Source organism: Mesorhizobium sp. Root102 (assembly GCF_001425625.1).
Taxonomy (GTDB): domain Bacteria; phylum Pseudomonadota; class Alphaproteobacteria; order Rhizobiales; family Rhizobiaceae; genus Mesorhizobium.
Genome location: NZ_LMCP01000012.1, coordinates 31,636 through 46,076, shown reverse-complemented (window position 1 = coordinate 46,076; position 14,441 = coordinate 31,636). Strand labels below are relative to the sequence as shown.

General features: G+C 63.3%; 17 protein-coding genes. 4 read left to right on the top strand and 13 right to left on the bottom strand.

Going from position 1 to position 14,441, the window contains the following annotated elements:
• Positions 1–9 precede the first annotated feature (9 nt).
• The 5 genes from ASD12_RS11350 to ASD12_RS11330 all read right to left on the bottom strand — a co-directional run bounded on the left by ASD12_RS11350 (position 10) and on the right by ASD12_RS11330 (position 3,183).
• The gene (locus tag ASD12_RS11350; protein ID WP_156398580.1) at positions 10–435 is read right to left on the bottom strand and encodes a hypothetical protein; all 426 of its coding nucleotides are present in this window, start codon (positions 433–435) and stop codon (positions 10–12) included.
• 135 nt (positions 436–570) lie between these two features.
• Positions 571–1,164 (bottom strand): DNA-3-methyladenine glycosylase, encoded by a 594-nt coding sequence (locus tag ASD12_RS11345; RefSeq protein WP_244482825.1) that lies wholly within the window; start codon positions 1,162–1,164, stop codon positions 571–573.
• Positions 1,165–1,188: 24 nt separating this feature from the next.
• The gene (locus ASD12_RS11340) at positions 1,189–1,569 is read right to left on the bottom strand and encodes a nuclear transport factor 2 family protein (RefSeq protein WP_056585428.1); all 381 of its coding nucleotides are present in this window, start codon (positions 1,567–1,569) and stop codon (positions 1,189–1,191) included.
• A gap of 47 nt (positions 1,570–1,616) precedes the next feature.
• Entirely contained in the window at positions 1,617–2,597 is a 981-nt protein-coding gene (locus ASD12_RS11335; RefSeq protein WP_056585426.1) for a threonine/serine dehydratase, read from the bottom strand.
• A gap of 262 nt (positions 2,598–2,859) precedes the next feature.
• Positions 2,860–3,183, bottom strand: coding sequence for a hypothetical protein (locus ASD12_RS11330; RefSeq protein WP_056585424.1), 324 nt, complete (start codon positions 3,181–3,183; stop codon positions 2,860–2,862).
• 176 nt (positions 3,184–3,359) lie between these two features.
• On the opposite strand from ASD12_RS11330, the gene mbfA reads away from it, so the two are divergent.
• Positions 3,360–4,343 (top strand): iron exporter MbfA, encoded by a 984-nt coding sequence (mbfA, locus tag ASD12_RS11325; RefSeq protein ID WP_056585422.1) that lies wholly within the window; start codon positions 3,360–3,362, stop codon positions 4,341–4,343.
• Between the two features lie 10 nt (positions 4,344–4,353).
• Here mbfA and ASD12_RS11320 read toward each other — a convergent pair whose 3' ends face one another.
• The 3 genes from ASD12_RS11320 to ASD12_RS11310 form a co-directional block, all read right to left on the bottom strand.
• Positions 4,354–4,698, bottom strand: coding sequence for an antibiotic biosynthesis monooxygenase (locus tag ASD12_RS11320; protein ID WP_056585420.1), 345 nt, complete (start codon positions 4,696–4,698; stop codon positions 4,354–4,356).
• Positions 4,695–5,027 (bottom strand): NIPSNAP family protein, encoded by a 333-nt coding sequence (locus tag ASD12_RS11315; protein ID WP_056585418.1) that lies wholly within the window; start codon positions 5,025–5,027, stop codon positions 4,695–4,697. The genes ASD12_RS11320 and ASD12_RS11315 overlap by 4 nt, the downstream gene beginning before the upstream one ends.
• 86 nt (positions 5,028–5,113) lie before the next feature.
• On the bottom strand, positions 5,114–5,329 hold the full coding sequence (locus ASD12_RS11310; protein WP_056585416.1) for a DUF1127 domain-containing protein: 216 nt from the start codon (positions 5,327–5,329) through the stop codon (positions 5,114–5,116).
• 68 nt (positions 5,330–5,397) lie between these two features.
• Between ASD12_RS11310 and ASD12_RS11305 the strand changes: the two genes are divergently transcribed.
• Positions 5,398–6,072, top strand: a complete 675-nt coding sequence (locus tag ASD12_RS11305; RefSeq protein ID WP_056585414.1) for a winged helix-turn-helix domain-containing protein — start codon at positions 5,398–5,400, stop codon at positions 6,070–6,072.
• A 9-nt stretch (positions 6,073–6,081) separates the two neighbouring features.
• On the opposite strand, the gene ligD is transcribed toward ASD12_RS11305, so the two are convergent.
• Complete coding sequence (gene ligD, locus ASD12_RS11300; RefSeq protein ID WP_056585412.1) at positions 6,082–8,589, bottom strand: DNA ligase D; 2,508 nt, start codon at positions 8,587–8,589, stop codon at positions 6,082–6,084.
• Between the two features lie 11 nt (positions 8,590–8,600).
• Positions 8,601–9,458: a Ku protein gene (locus ASD12_RS11295; RefSeq protein WP_056585410.1), complete on the bottom strand. Its 858-nt coding sequence runs from the start codon at positions 9,456–9,458 to the stop codon at positions 8,601–8,603.
• Between the two features lie 376 nt (positions 9,459–9,834).
• Here ASD12_RS11295 and ASD12_RS34835 point away from each other — a divergent pair, with 376 nt between their 5' ends.
• Positions 9,835–9,981, top strand: coding sequence for a hypothetical protein (locus tag ASD12_RS34835; protein WP_082525385.1), 147 nt, complete (start codon positions 9,835–9,837; stop codon positions 9,979–9,981).
• A gap of 180 nt (positions 9,982–10,161) precedes the next feature.
• The gene (locus ASD12_RS11290) at positions 10,162–10,608 is read left to right on the top strand and encodes a DCC1-like thiol-disulfide oxidoreductase family protein (RefSeq protein WP_056585409.1); all 447 of its coding nucleotides are present in this window, start codon (positions 10,162–10,164) and stop codon (positions 10,606–10,608) included.
• Positions 10,609–10,793: 185 nt separating this feature from the next.
• On the opposite strand, the gene ASD12_RS11285 is transcribed toward ASD12_RS11290, so the two are convergent.
• From ASD12_RS11285 to ASD12_RS11275, 3 genes are all read right to left on the bottom strand, one after another.
• Positions 10,794–11,177 (bottom strand): DUF1850 domain-containing protein, encoded by a 384-nt coding sequence (locus tag ASD12_RS11285; RefSeq protein ID WP_056585407.1) that lies wholly within the window; start codon positions 11,175–11,177, stop codon positions 10,794–10,796.
• Positions 11,174–13,243: a TRAP transporter permease gene (locus ASD12_RS11280; RefSeq protein WP_056585405.1), complete on the bottom strand. Its 2,070-nt coding sequence runs from the start codon at positions 13,241–13,243 to the stop codon at positions 11,174–11,176. Before ASD12_RS11280 ends, ASD12_RS11285 begins: the two co-directional genes overlap by 4 nt.
• 195 nt (positions 13,244–13,438) lie before the next feature.
• Positions 13,439–14,398, bottom strand: a complete 960-nt coding sequence (locus ASD12_RS11275; protein WP_056585403.1) for a TAXI family TRAP transporter solute-binding subunit — start codon at positions 14,396–14,398, stop codon at positions 13,439–13,441.
• Positions 14,399–14,441 lie beyond the last annotated feature (43 nt).

Here is a 14,441-nt window from a genome sequence, read left to right as displayed (position 1 = left end):
TCGGTCGCCTTACCGCCGATTGCTATACAACGCGCGAAAGAAACTATTTTCATATCGGTCGAATTTGACACGTGCCCATGCAGCGATGGTAATCTCTTCGTCGGTGACCGGTCGTCTATATTCCTTTATTTTTCTCACGCCTCCACCCTCCAAGGTCTCGTCGAGGTGGGTCATTTTGGGGGTTCCGTCAGAGAAACGCATATACATATAGGCGAAAATTGCTACCTGCCGTTTTCCAATAGATTTTGCATAAGTCTCAATGGCACAAACCGCCGCCTGAACGGCTTCAAAGCATTTCGACCGTCGCGCTCTTTCGAGTCTAACGAACAGCAGGAATAGCCTCTTATCAGTAAGAGTAAGGTTGCCATCCTCTGTGTTTTTCACTCCGTGAGTGAGCAATTTTTGTTTCGTGGCGTGATAGATCGAAAGGCTCATGATGTACTCATGTTTCACGCGAACGAAACTACGCGCACTTGCCCGTTTTGCAATAGAGCCGTACCCGTCTGCGTCGCGCTGGCCAGCCTGAAATTGGCCTGAGCATCGTGCATCGCCATTGTGGCTGACGAGCTCTCAACGGTTGAGCGAAGCTGGACCGCTGACGAACGGGCTCTTCCTGACATAAAATCGCAGCAGCCGGCTCGCATCCTTCGAGATGCCGATCCTGACGCTCTGCCCGATTTCGCCGGGCTCATGGGCATCGCGTGCGAGCCACAGCGAGCCTTCGCGGCAAAGGTCGAGCCCGTCGAGCGAACGATCGATCCGCAACGCCTGGGCGAGCCTTCCCGGCCCCCGCGCCAGGTCGCGCAGGCGCTCGATGCCGCGATTGAGCCGCATGATCGCGATGCCTTCAAGTGGCTCGAGCGCCCTGATCAGCACACCGGTTCCAATCCCCGGCATCTCGCTAGAGACGTTGAGCATGTAGGAGATGCCGTAGGCGAGATAGACGTAGGCGTGCCCTCGATCGAGAAACAGCGAACGGTTGCGCGGGGTCATCCCCCTGTAGCCGTGCCCGGCGGCGTCGCCGGCCACATAGGCCTCGGTCTCGACGATGCGGCCGCTGGCAATGCCTTCAGGCAGCTCGCGCACCACGAGCTTGCCGATGAGGGTGCGGGCCAGCGATGCCGTGTCATCTGGCAGTTCGGAGCGCGTGAGCGGGCGATACATGACCATCCTCAGCGCGGCCAGGGTTCACGGCATCCGCTCGACCCATTGCGCGCGCGAAGGTCCTGGCTCGAACGGATCGGCGAAATACTGGGTCTCGCGGGCGACCTTGCCATCGAGGAACTCCATGATGCTCACGGTGTAGGACGGCCGCCCGTCATAGGCGAGGACAAATTCAGTGACCCAGAGATCGCCAGCCCCGACGATCCGCCGCACCGTGAAGCGCTTTTGATTGGGCTGCGCGGCGCGGGACGACTGGATGTTTCGCCGCCCGCTTATGCGCTCGCCCGATTGCGGATAGTCGAGCACTGCGTCCTCCCGGTAGATCCGATGTTCCGCCTCGAAGTCGCTGGCATCCGAGGCGGCCCAGTGGCGATCCAGAGCCGCTCTTGTCTCCTGGTCTCCCATGCCGGATCTCCTCGGACATCGACTTCGTGATCGGACCTTTCGCTACCCTACGCCGCCATGATCTCGGCATAGGTGCCGAAATCGACATTGCCGCCGGACAGCACTACGGCAACGCATTTGCCCGACAGTTCGATCTCGCCCGATGACAGTGCCGCCAGCGCGACGCAGCCGCCGGGCTCGACCACCAGCTTGAGATAGGCCATGGCGTCGCGCATCGCCATTGCCGTCGCCTTGTCGGAGACGGCAATGGCACCGGCAAGGTTCCTGCGGTTGATCTCGAAAGTGATCAGGCCGGGCTCGGCGGTCAGGATCGCGTCGCAGATCGAGGCATGGCCGGGCTCGTTCGAAACCCTGGCTCCCGCGGCCAGCGAACGGCGGGTGTCGTCGAAATGCTCTGGCTCCACCGCCCAGACCGCGGTGTCGGGCGAGGCGTCCTTGACCGCAACCGAGATGCCGCTGGTCAGGCCGCCGCCGCCGCAGGGAATGACGATCGCGTCGAGGCTGACGCCAAGCGCTTTTGCCTGGCGCATCAATTCGAGGCCGATCGTGCCCTGGCCGGCGATGATGGCTGGGTCGTCGAAGGGCGGAACCAGCACCATGCCTCTCTCCATGTAAGGACGGATCACGGTCATGCGGTCGTCGCGAAAACGGTCGAACGGTACCACGTCAGCCCCCATCTTGCGGACATTGGCGATCTTCATCGCCGGCGCATCGGCGGGCATGGCGATGACCGCCTTGACGCCGAACATCGCCGCCGACGCCGCGACGCCTTGCGCATGATTTCCCGACGAGAAGGCGACGACGCCTCGGCTGCGTTCTTCTTCACTGAGCGACGACAGCTTGTTGTAGGCGCCACGAAACTTGAACGAACCGGTGCGCTGCAGCGTTTCCGGCTTGAACAGGATGCGAGCACCGAAGCGCTTGTTCAGTTCTTGCGATTCGATCAAGGGGGTTTCGACGATCAGGCCGGAGAGACGCGCGGCGGCGGCATGGATGTCGGCGATGCCGGGAGGGGTGGTTGCGGTCATGTGAGGTCCAGTGGGCAGGGGTCTTTCCATGATGCCCGCAAACAGATGCGGCGCACCAATGAAAAAATGTGACCGTTACAAAGTTTGGCGGGGCGGCCGCCAACGCCACGGCTGCACACCCCCCCTCTGGACTGCCGGCCATCGCCGCGATTTCCGCACTACGCTCGAGTGCGCCAACCGGGGGCACGCTGCCGGCACGTCCCCGGTTCGAGTCCTTGAAAGGTCCCCCGGAACTTTCAATTCGCCTGCGCGAACCGGGTTCTCACCCCAACAGCGTCCTCTGCCTCTTGGTCCCACCCAGCTTGCGCCAGTTGTTGAACCGGTGGCTGGCGGCGGCAAAGGAGATCTTCATCTGCTGGGCGACCGAATAGCGCGACTTGCCCTCGTCGAACATGCGGTAGCAGCACTCGACGCCTTCCTCCGTCAATTTGCCGTCCGGCGCCTTGTTGTGCGGATTGGCGGGGTCGAATTTCTCGACCTGCTGCTCGACCAGGCCTTTCAGGCGCTGCAAATCGGCCTCGATGCTGGCGATGAGATCGAGAACGGGCTTGGGATCATAGGGGTGCGGAGGCTGTTTTGCTGTCATCTCATGACTCCTTGTACTTGGCTCGAGCTCAGCTATATAGGTGAACATTCACTGATAATGAAGGGCCGCCGTGCGCACGGGGCTTCCACAATTCTTGACCGCGACCCAAGCGCGCAATTGACCAAAGGCGTTCAAAACCCTAGTTTAGAACTATTCTAAACTAGGGTGAATTCCTCATGCTTTCCCGTGTTTTCGGCTTCGGCCGCCGTCCCTTCGAATCGCTGTCCGAACAGGAGATCCTGGCGCTGGCCATTTCGTCCGAGGAGGATGACGGACGCATCTACCGGGCCTATGCCGACGGGCTGGCGGACACCTTCCCGCAATCGGCAAAAGTGTTCGAGGAGATGGCCGAGGAAGAGGATGGCCATCGCGATGCGCTGATCGAGCTTTTCCGAAATCGGTTCGGCGAGCGCATCCCGCTGATCCGGCGCGAACATGTGAAGGGTTACTACGAGCGCAAGCCCGACTGGCTGGTGAGACCCCTTGGCATCGAGCACGTGCGCAGCCAGGCCGAGGCGATGGAGCGGCAGGCCTATCTGTTCTATGTCGAGGCCGCCAAGCGCACCACGGATGCCTCGACCAGAAAACTGCTCGACGATCTGGCGCTGGCCGAGCAGGGGCACGAGACGCTGGCGCAGCGCCTGGAGCAAAAGCACGTGCCGGGCGAAGTGAAGGACGAAGAGGCCGCTGCCGAGCAGCGCCAGTTCATCCTCACCTATGTGCAGCCGGGGCTTGCAGGATTGATGGACGGATCGGTGTCGACGCTGGCGCCGATCTTCGCCGCGGCGTTTGCCACGCATGACACCTGGCAGACCTTTCTGGTCGGGCTTGCCGCCTCGATCGGCGCCGGCATCTCGATGGGCTTCACCGAAGTGGCTTCCGACGACGGCAAGCTATCGGGCCGTGGTTCGCCGATAAAACGCGGCATCACCACCGGCGTCATGACGTCGGCGGGCGGCCTTGGCCATGCATTGCCCTATCTCATCCCGCATTTCTGGACGGCGACAGCCGTCGCTGCGGTTGTGGTGTTCTTCGAACTGTGGACGATTGCCTTCGTCCAGAACCGCTACATGCAGACGCCCTTCCTGCGTGCCGCCTTCCAGGTGGTTCTGGGCGGCGCCCTGGTGTTCGCGGCCGGTGTGCTGATCGGGAATGCGTGAGTAGCCTCACTCACCCATTCACCGCCCGACTGTCCTGCGGCGCTTCGTCCCTCTCCGTCAGCCCATAATCACGCACGACATGGGCGATGCGCAGTCGGTAGCCGGCAAAGATACCGCCACGGCCGGCCTTCTGCGCCTGCCGGTGTTCTTCGGTGTTGCGCCAGGCCTTCACCGCTTCCTCGTCGCGCCAGAACGACAAGGACAGGATGCGATTCGAATCGACCAGGCTCTGGAAACGCTCGATGGAGAGAAAGCCGTCGATGCCGTCGAGCAGAGGACGCAAGTCGGCGGCGATGCTCAGATAGGCGTCGCGCCTGCCCGCCGCCGGCTCGACCTCGAAGATGACGGCGATCACGGCAGCACCAGTTTCGCGTGCGGTCCCGAGACGTGTTTCAGGAACATGCGGTCCTCCTTCAGGATGAATCTTTCACGCTTGGCAAACTCGTAGTTTGCCTTGCCGGCGGGATCGGTGGCAAGCCGGGCGCGATAGGCTTCGTAGGCCGCCAGGCTGTCGATGTTGTAGGCGGCATAGGCGGTCGTTGCCGAGCCCTCATGCGGGGCGTAGTAGCCGATCAAATCGGCGCCGCAGCGCGGAATGGCCTGGCCCCAGTTGCGGGCGTACTCCTCGAAGGCCGCCTTGCCGAACGGGTCGATCTCGTAGCGGATGAAGCAGGTGATGGTCATGATGGTCTCCTTGGGTTTCCGCGTCGATAGTTCGAGCGGCGTCGAAACGTCGTGCCGCCTGGTCTGCTAGGCAATTCCTTTGCGGGTCATTCCTGCCAGAAGGATTTCGCGCATTCGTGGCGCACGTCTTGCCGAGTCAGGCCAAGGTCGCGCAGCAGATGGTCGTCGACCTCGGCAAGGTCGAGACGCTGCAAATGGCGGTCATACCAGCGGGCCTTGAGCCGCGAGCGAAGCCAGGTGACGAACGGGAACGATTGGCGGCTGGGCTGCGGTGCCGAGGGGAAAGCGGTTCGTGCGGTCATCGTCGTCTCCTTGATCCGATCGGAGAATAGTGGTTATCTGACAGGGATGCTTCGATGAGGAACGAACTATGCGCGAAGGACCCGACATCGCCCGCATCGCCAGCCTGGTCGGCGACCCGGCGCGGGCAAACATGCTGAATGCCCTGATGGGCGGCACGGCGCTGACGGCGAGCGAACTGGCGCTCGAGGCCGGCGTCTCGCTGCCGACAGCCAGCTCGCATCTGGGCAAACTGATGGAAGGCGGGCTGTTGACGGTGGCGAGCCAGGGCCGCCATCGCTATTACGGCCTCGCCGGCCCACAGGTGGCGGGCATGATCGAAGCCATCACCGGTGTCGCGGAAGCCGTTGGGCCAAAGCGCGTGCGGCCGGGCCCGCGCGACGGAGCGATGCGCGTGGCGCGCGTCTGCTACGATCACCTCGCCGGCGAGCAGGCGGTGGCGATGCTCGATCGCCTCGTCGATAAAAACGTGTTGGTCCGCGACGAACAGGAGATCAGGCTCGGGCCATCGGCCGCTTCGCATTTCGCTGCCATCGGCATCGATCTCTACACCAGGCCGCGCCGGCCGGTCTGCCGCGCCTGCCTCGACTGGAGCGTGCGCCGCTCGCACCTCGCCGGCACGCTGGGCGCCGCCATCCTCGACAAGATCCTTGCCGAGAAATGGGCGCGCCGCGAGACGGACAGCCGCGCGGTCATTTTCTCGCCGCCGGGCAAGCAAGCGTTTGAGAGGGTGTTTTTGGCTTGAGAGGAAGCCCTAGCCCCGCTTCAGCACCTTCCCCTGCCTGAAGAAATCCGCCCAAGGATCTGCCTGCGCCAGTTGCTTCAGCGTCGTCTTGTCGCCGATCGGGAAAGCGTTCGGCGCCAGGCCGGCCTCGATCTCCGCCCAGGTCACCGGCATCGACACGGTGGCGCCCTTCTTGGCGCGTGACGAATAGGGCGCGACCGTCGTCGAGCCCCTGCCATTGCGCAGGTAGTCGACGAAGATCTTTCCCGTGCGCGCCTTCTTCGACAGCGTCGCCGTGTAGCGATCCGGAGCGCCTTGTTCGAGCGCTTTGGCGAAATCATGGGCGAAGGTCTTCACCGCCTCCCAATCCGCCGATGGCTTCAGCGGCACCAGCACATGAAAACCCTTGCCGCCTGAGGTCTTGACGAAATTCGGCAGCGACAGCTCGTCGAGCTTGCCCCTGATGTCGAGTGCCGCCTCGCGCACCGCTTTGACGTCGACGCCTTCATCGGGGTCGAGATCGAAGATGATCTGGTCCGGCTGTTCAAGCTTCTCGACGGTACAGCCCCAGATGTGGATCTCGACCACGCCGTACTGGACCAGTGCTGCAACACCGTCGAAATCCCGGATGAACAGGATCTCCTCGCCGTCGGTCGGGTCTTTCATGCGGGCGATCTTGTCGCTCATGCCGGCCGAGGCGTGTTTCTGGAAGAAGCGCGGCCCGCCGACACCGTCCGGCGCCCGCACCAGGCTGAGTGGCCGGTTGACGACGAACTCTTCCATGCGCGGCCAGACCTGCGCGTAGTGGTCGAGCAGGCCCTGCTTGGATATTTTTTCGTCCGGCCACAACAGCTTGTCGGGGTGGGAGAGTTTTACCGTGGTCGTCATCGACCCGGCAGTCTTGGCGGCGCTGCTGGCCGCTGGCTTCGCCTTGCCTGTCGCTGCCGTCGGCGCCTTGGGCTTTTCCTGCACGACTTCCTCCGCCGGCTTGTCCTCGCGCAATCCCTGGAACGAGGCGTGGCGTATTATACGGTCCGACGTCCAGCTGCGAAACTCCACTTCGCCGACAAGTTCCGGCTTGACCCAGACCAGGCCTTTGCCCTTCGGCACGGTAGTGTCGAAGGGCGATGAGATTGCCTTCAGCGCATCGAGTTTCTTCTTGAGATCGGTTGCGCCCTTGACCGAGAAGCCGGTGCCGACGCGCCCCGCATAGCGCAGCTTGCCGCCTTCAAAATAGCCGACCAGCAGCGAACGCAGTCCGCGCCCGGTCTTCTCCGACGGCAGATAGCCGCCGATGACGAATTCCTGCCGCGCCGTGCATTTCGACTTCACCCAGGTGGGGCCGCGGCCGCTGCGATAGGGCGCATCGGCGCGCTTGGAGACGACACCTTCCAGCCCCATGCGGCAGGCATGCTCCAGCATGATCTTACCAGGCTCGAAAAAGTGGTCGCTGAAACGGACGGCCGCATTCTCCGGCTGCTTGCCGAGCAAGTCCTGCAACGCCTGCTTGCGCTCGACCAATGGCTCGCGGCGCAAATCCTTCCCGTCGAGGTGCATGAGGTCGAAGACATAGTAGATGAAGCGGTTGGTTCGATTGGCAGACAGATCCTGCTGCAGCAGCGAGAAGGAAGACACCCCGCTGTCGGCCAGCACGACGATCTCGCCGTCGATGATGGCATCGCTGCACTTCAGTCCGGCCAGTTCCGCGACGATCTCGCCGCCGAATTTCTCCGTCCAGTCGAGGCCGGTGCGGGTCAGCAGCCGCACCTCGGTGCCGGCGATCTGTGCCTGCATGCGATAGCCGTCGAACTTCACCTCGTGCAGCCAATCCTTGCCCGACGGGGCTTCCCGCTCCAGCGTGGCGAGCTGCGGTTCGACAAAGTCGAGGCGCTTGCCGGCCTTCGCCTTGGCGGCGGCCGGTTTGTTGGAATGCCATACTTTTGGCTTGTCGCCCTTGGCCGTCTTGCCCTCGCCGACCTCCTCGATCGTCAGGCCCGACTTCACCGATTCCGGCGCTTCCTTGAGAATGTCCTCCCCCGGCCGCGCGGCGGCATCGTCGGACTTGATCAGCAGCCAGTTGTCGCGTTTTTCACCCGCGCGCGGCTTCAGCCTGACCAGATGCCAGAGACCGTGCAGCTTGTGGCCTTTCAGCTCGAAGCTGATATGGCCTTTTTTCATCGCCTTGGCGGGATCGATCTCGGGTGTCCAGGTGCCCTCGTCCCAGACGATGACCGAACCGCCGCCATATTCGCCCTTGGGGATGGTGCCCTCGAACGGCGCATAGTCGATCGGGTGGTCCTCGACATGCACGGCAAGCCGCTTCTCATGCGGGTCGAGGCTCGGGCCGCGCGTCACCGCCCAGCTCCACAGCACGCCGTCATGCTCAAGCCGCAGATCGTAATGCAACCGCGTCGCCGCATGCTTGTGGATGACGAAGATACCGCCGGCCTTGGCTTTCTTGTCGCGAGAAACCTTGCCGGCCGGCTCGGCGGTCTTCTTGAAATCGCGCTTGGCGTGATATTGTTCGAGGCTTGCCATCCCTGATGTCCTCAGGCCGATTTGCGCTTGGGCGCGCCGGCTTTCGGCCTGGCGCTTCGGGCTTTCGCCGATGAAGCCTTCGTTGAGCCGCTATCCGACGACAGGCTCTTCTTCAGCGCATCGAACAGATTGACGACATTGGAAGGCTTGGGCGCCGCCTTGGCCGTGGGCGCCTTCTTGCCGGCCTTCTTGGCACGGATCAGCTCCAGCAGTGCATCCTCGTATTTGTCATCGAACTTCGAGGGGTCGAACTTGGCCTTCTTCTTGTCGATGATCAGTTCGGCCAGATCGGTCATCTCCTGGTCGGTCTTCACCGCCTTGATGTCGCCGAACACCGTGTCCGGCTGGCGCACCGTGTTGTCGTAGCGCAGCGTCGTCAGCACCATGCCCTTGCCCAGCGGTTCGATGACCACCGGGCGTTCGCGGCTGTAGAGCACGATGCGGGCCAGCCCGGCCATCTTCTTGCCCGCCATCGCATCGCGAATGACGGCAAACGCCTCCTCCGACACCTTGTCGGCCGGCGCCACATAATAGGGCGTGTCGAGGTAGATTTGCTGGATAGAGGCTTTGTCGACGAACCCGTCGAGCGCCAACGTGTGCGAGGACTCGATCTGCACCGCCTCGATCTCGTCTTCCTCGATATGGACGAAATCGCCGTCGCTGACTTCGTAGCCCTTGATCTCGTCGCCGTCACCGAGCGGCTTGCCGGTTTCGGAATCGACATAGATGCGTTTCACCGTGTTGCCGGTCTTGCGGTTCAGCACCCGGAACGAAACCTTCTCGGTGTGGGTTACGACATTGGTCAGCTCGACGGCGCAGGTGACCAGCGACAGCTTCAAATAACCCTTCCAGGCAGGACGCGGCGCCATGATATCTTCCCTTCCAGAAACAGATGAAGGTGAGAACGGACAGAGCCCGCTCCAGTTCCGTGCTCCAGCATTGATCCCGATGCCAAGCGCCCCCGAGGCGTTCTGGCCGCCGGCACGGAAATTTCACGGGCGCGGCAAAAGTTGAAACAGAACCGCACGCAGGCGACATTCAAACGAAACATATGTGATGCAAAAGTCACATTGGGCGCAATGCCGACCAACTGCACGGAAAGACCCCGAATCAGCCGCATTCCGGCCACGAAGCGAGGCATTTTCGACCAGATATTAACATCACGTTCACCGACTATTCACGCCTCGACGCTATGATGACCGCAATTCGGAAGGGACATCCGAAAATCGGGACAGGGACAAGGTAATGAACTTCCTCGCGCACCTCATCGGCTATGCCGCCGCCATCCGCGAATTCGTTGCGCCGACCTATCGGCCCGAGCGCTATTACATGCGCGGCCCCGGCCCGGCTTGCGCCCGTCGAGGCAACTCGCTCGGTGTGAGCGCGCACTGATCATGGCATTCGAAAATCGCCACGACAGCCGGATCTGCAGGCCGGCCGCGGAGTCCCGCGCCACCACCTATCGCGCCGAGCGTCCCGCTCTTGCCGACAGGCGGCGTGCGACATCGCCACGGCTTTGATACCGCCTTCGGCTGGCTTAGTGTCCTAAGGGCACAAGCAGCCGAGGCCAGCGTGACCGACCTTCCCCAGCCAAGCCGTCCCTCCGAAACATCCTTCGATGCACGCCATCCGCTAATCGTCTTCGATGGCGTCTGCGTGCTGTGCTCCGGCTTCGTGCGCATGGTGGTCAGGCTCGACCGCCAAAGCCGCTTCCGCTTCGCCACCGCGCAGTCGCCATTCGGCGAAGCGCTGTTCAGGAAGCACGGGCTGCGCCCGGACAGCTATGAAACCAATCTCGTCCCGATCGATGGCGTCGCTTTCACGCGGCTCGACAGTTTTGTCGCCGTCATGTCGGAACTCGGCTGGCAGTGGCGGGCGACGAAGGCTCTGATGTTGCTGCCGCGCCCGCTGCGCGACTGGCTCTACGATCGCATTGCTAAAAACCGCTACGCGCTGTTCGGCAGGAAGGACAGTTGCGAGGTCCCTTCCGCCGAACTGCGGGAGCGGTTCCTTGGCTAGAAAGCGGAGCTCTGGGGGAGCAGCGGGATTCGACGCCGACAAGGCGGAAGAAACCTGGACGCGGACATTCGGCACGCACAGTTTATCCAGCCGCCAGTTCGAAGGACGAGGCCACTCAGGGCGCCTGCTGGGGATGCCCGCTTCCATGTCGAGATTTCCCATCCGCTCACCAACTTGATCGTGTGCTATCGCGGCTGGCTCGTGCCATCCAACCCGCATGGCTCCAGCACAATGGAGCTACCGGCCGCCTTGCCCAGTTCACGGCAGCCCTGAACCGAACACAGCGTCCAGCCGTCGCCGGTGGCGCCGGAGGCGGCGAGCACGACGCGCCGCTGCGGGCCGACATCAGGCGCGTAGATCCACCAGCCGTCGCGCAGCATCGCGCCTTCCGGCGGCTCCATGCCGGCGCCCGACCCCTTGATCCGGGCTTCGATCACCTGCAGGCCGGAAGGCATCACCTTCCAGTCCTCTTCCCAGCGCGTCCGTTCCACCGAATGCGTCCACGATAGGGTGAAGGCGGCAACCGTCAGCGTCACCGTCTTGCCGGCGGCCAGGATGCACAGGCTCATGCAGTGGCCGGCCGCGCTCGCCAGCAATGCCAGCCGATCCAGGCAAGCGACAGCGCCCAGCCGGCCTCGTCGGTGAGCGGCACCGCGGCGACCAAGAGCACGCCGGCGGCGAAGGCGACGAGTCGCTCCCACCATGCCATGCGCCTGACAAGGAAGCCGACGGCGGCGGCACCCCACAGCACGATGCCCATGCACGCCTTGGCGACGATGTAGGCGACCTCGACGGGATAGCCGAACTGGGCGGCGATCGGCCCGGCGTCCTGCAACATCAGCGCCGGGGTGTAGACCGCCATGAACGGCACGACGAAGCCCGCAATGGCGAGCTTGGTCGCCTGGATGCCGATCTTGAGGCCGCTTTCCTTGGCCATCGGCGCGGCGGCAAACGCGGCCAGCGCCACCGGTGGCGTCAAATCGGCCATGATGCCGAAATAGAAGACGAACATGTGGCTGACCAGCAGCGGCACGCCGAGCGACAGCAGCGCCGGCCCGGCCAGCGACGAGGTGATGATGTAGTTGGGAATGGTCGGGATGCCCATGCCGAGCACCAGGCAGGTGAGCATGGTCAGCACCAGCGACAGGAACAGATTGTCTTCGCCGATCGAGATGATCCAGCCGATGAAGGTCGAGGCGATGCCGGTCAGCGTCAGCGTGCCGATGACGATGCCGACGATGGCGCAGGCGATGCCGACCGGCAGCGCGTTCTTGGCGCCTTCGGCAAGCGAGTCGACGCAGATACGCAGCGTTTCGCGGCCGCCCTTGAAGGTGAAGCAAGCGACAACCAGTGCGACGATGACCAGGCCGAGGAGGTTGACGCCGAACTTCATGAACGAAGCAGCGGCAAATCCGAGCGCCAGCCAGAAGACGACGCGGAAGGCGAGCGGCCCGATCGCCGCCGCCAGTGGTGTGCCGAGGATGAGCACGATGGTCAGCGCCAGGCCCATCGTGCCGGCGAAGATCGGCGTATAGCCGGCAAACAGCAGGTAGATCAGGGCTGCCAGTGGCAGCACCAGCGGCCAGTGTTGCCGCACCGCGTCCCACGGGTTGGGCAGGTCCGCCTTGGCCATGCCGGTGAGCCCGGCCTTGCCGGCTTCCAGATGCACTTGCCAGAAGCAGGCTCCGAAATAGAGCAGCGCCGGGATGATCGCCGCCTTGACCACGTCGGCATAAGGCACGTTCAGCGTCTCGGCCATGATGAAGGCGACCGCGCCCATCACCGGCGGCATGATCTGGCCGCCCATCGAGGACGTCGCCTCGACGGCGCCGGCGAAAGCCGAGCGGAAGCCGAAGCGCTTCATCAGCGGGATGGTGAACTGCCCGCTGGCCACCACATTGGCCACGCCCGAGCCGGAAATGGTGCCCATCAGCGCCGACGACAGCACGCAGACCTGTGCCGGGCCGCCTCGCCATGTGCCGACAAGGCCAAGCGCGAAATCGTTGAACAGCGCGATCATGCCGGCGCGTTCGAGAAAGGCGGCGAAGACGACGAAGATGAAGATATAGGCGGCCGAGACATAGATCGGCGTGCCGTATATGCCTTCGGTGCCGTAGGCGAAGGTGTCGACGAGTTGGGCGAAATCATAGCCGCGATGGATGAACGGCGGCGGCAGATGGTTGCCGACGAAGCAGTAGGCGAGGAAGAGGAGGGCGATGACCGCCAGCGGCAGGCCCATCAGCCGCCGCGCCGCCTCGAAGACCAGCACCACCAGAACCGCGCCGACGATCAGGTCCGGCGTCGTCAGGAAGCCGGAGCGCCGGATGAGATCGGCATAGAAAACCCAATTGTACAGGCCGGTGCCGAAGCCGAGCACACCGAGCGTCCAGAACGCGGCTTTCGCCGGCATGCTTTTGGCGCGCAAATTGGCGATCAGGCCGAAGCCGAGCAGCAGCAGGAAGCCGACATGCATGGCCCGAACCACCTGGCTCGGAATGCTGCCATAGGCGGCGACATAGATCTGGAACACGGAAAAGGCGACGGCGATGAGAAAGGCAGCCTTGCCGGCGATGCCGTCGCCGAAGCCCGGCGGGAGGCCTTCGACCTGCTCTTCGACGGGTTTAGTAGCGGTCATTGGCGGTTCCTGGCGCTGGTTCCCCTCCCCCTTGAGGGGATGGTGGACGGCCGCCGAAGGCGGATGGACGGGTGGGGTCGTTGCGGCAGTGTGCGGCCTGACCAGCCTCGACCTATGATTTAAGTAAGAAGGTAGAACGCTTGACCGAGGACCCACCCGGCCCTGCGGGCCACCCTCCTCTCGAGGGGGGACGCCTTACTTGATGAGTCCCTTCTCCTTGTAATACCGCTCAGCACCGGGATGCAGCGGCACCGGCATGCCGTCGAGTGCCTTGGCCGGATCGATCGCCTTGGCGGCGGCATGCGCCGCGGCAAGCTGGTCGAGATGGTCGAACATCAGCTTGGTCATCTGGTAGGCGGTCTCGTCGGAGACATCGGCGCGGGTGATGAGGAAATTACCGACTGCGGCGGTCGCGACATCCTCGCTCTGGCCCTCATAGGTGCCCTTGGGAATGACCACCGAAAGATAGGGCGAGCCGATCTTGGCGACGTCCTCGGCGGGAACCGCAACGACATTGATCGGCACGGAGGTTGCGAGGTCGCGGATCGAGGCGACGCCAAGCCCGGCCGATTGCAGCGTGGCGTCGAGCTGGCGGTTCTTGATAAGCTCGACCGATTCGGCGAAGGGCAGGTATTCGACCCGACCAAGATCCTCGTATTTGAGCCCGGCGGCGGCGAAGATGGCGCGTGCGTTGAGTTCGGTGCCGGAGGCCGGCGCGCCGACCGACAGGCTCTTGCCCTTGAGGTCGGCCAGCGTCTTGATGCCGGACTCCTGGCTGGCGACGATCTGGATGTAGTTGGGATAGATGGCGGCGATGCCGCGCAATTTGTCGAGCTTGCCGGGGAAACCGGCCTCGGTGTTGCCTTCGGCGGCCATCTTGACGGAATCGCCGAGCGCAAAGGCGATCTCGCCCTTGCCCTGCTGCAGCAGATTGAGGTTTTCGACCGAAGCCTTGGTCGCCTGCACCTGGGTGCGCGCGCCCTCGATGCCCTTGCCGTAGATTTCCGACAGCGCCACGCCGAGCGGATAATAGACACCGGACGTGCCGCCGGTCAGCACGTTGATGAATTCCTGCGCTCCTGCCGGCATCGCGCCGAAACCGAGTGACAGCGCCATTGCGCCAACAGCAACAAGTTTCGTCCTGAAATTGAGCATCGTGATTTCCTCCCTGAAATAGTGGCGCCGCACTGCCCTCCTC

Coding starts and splice junctions, on each gene's coding strand:
- ASD12_RS11350 (WP_156398580.1), bottom strand. CDS start 435: ATGAGCCTTTCGATCTATCACGCCACGAAACAAAAATTGCTCACTCAC.
- ASD12_RS11345 (WP_244482825.1), bottom strand. CDS start 1,164: ATGTATCGCCCGCTCACGCGCTCCGAACTGCCAGATGACACGGCATCG.
- ASD12_RS11340 (WP_056585428.1), bottom strand. CDS start 1,569: ATGGGAGACCAGGAGACAAGAGCGGCTCTGGATCGCCACTGGGCCGCC.
- ASD12_RS11335 (WP_056585426.1), bottom strand. CDS start 2,597: ATGACCGCAACCACCCCTCCCGGCATCGCCGACATCCATGCCGCCGCC.
- ASD12_RS11330 (WP_056585424.1), bottom strand. CDS start 3,183: ATGACAGCAAAACAGCCTCCGCACCCCTATGATCCCAAGCCCGTTCTC.
- mbfA (WP_056585422.1), top strand. CDS start 3,360: ATGCTTTCCCGTGTTTTCGGCTTCGGCCGCCGTCCCTTCGAATCGCTG.
- ASD12_RS11315 (WP_056585418.1), bottom strand. CDS start 5,027: ATGACCATCACCTGCTTCATCCGCTACGAGATCGACCCGTTCGGCAAG.
- ASD12_RS11310 (WP_056585416.1), bottom strand. CDS start 5,329: ATGACCGCACGAACCGCTTTCCCCTCGGCACCGCAGCCCAGCCGCCAA.
- ASD12_RS11305 (WP_056585414.1), top strand. CDS start 5,398: ATGCGCGAAGGACCCGACATCGCCCGCATCGCCAGCCTGGTCGGCGAC.
- ligD (WP_056585412.1), bottom strand. CDS start 8,589: ATGGCAAGCCTCGAACAATATCACGCCAAGCGCGATTTCAAGAAGACC.
- ASD12_RS11295 (WP_056585410.1), bottom strand. CDS start 9,458: ATGGCGCCGCGTCCTGCCTGGAAGGGTTATTTGAAGCTGTCGCTGGTC.
- ASD12_RS34835 (WP_082525385.1), top strand. CDS start 9,835: ATGAACTTCCTCGCGCACCTCATCGGCTATGCCGCCGCCATCCGCGAA.
- ASD12_RS11285 (WP_056585407.1), bottom strand. CDS start 11,177: ATGAGCCTGTGCATCCTGGCCGCCGGCAAGACGGTGACGCTGACGGTT.
- ASD12_RS11280 (WP_056585405.1), bottom strand. CDS start 13,243: ATGACCGCTACTAAACCCGTCGAAGAGCAGGTCGAAGGCCTCCCGCCG.
- ASD12_RS11275 (WP_056585403.1), bottom strand. CDS start 14,398: ATGCTCAATTTCAGGACGAAACTTGTTGCTGTTGGCGCAATGGCGCTG.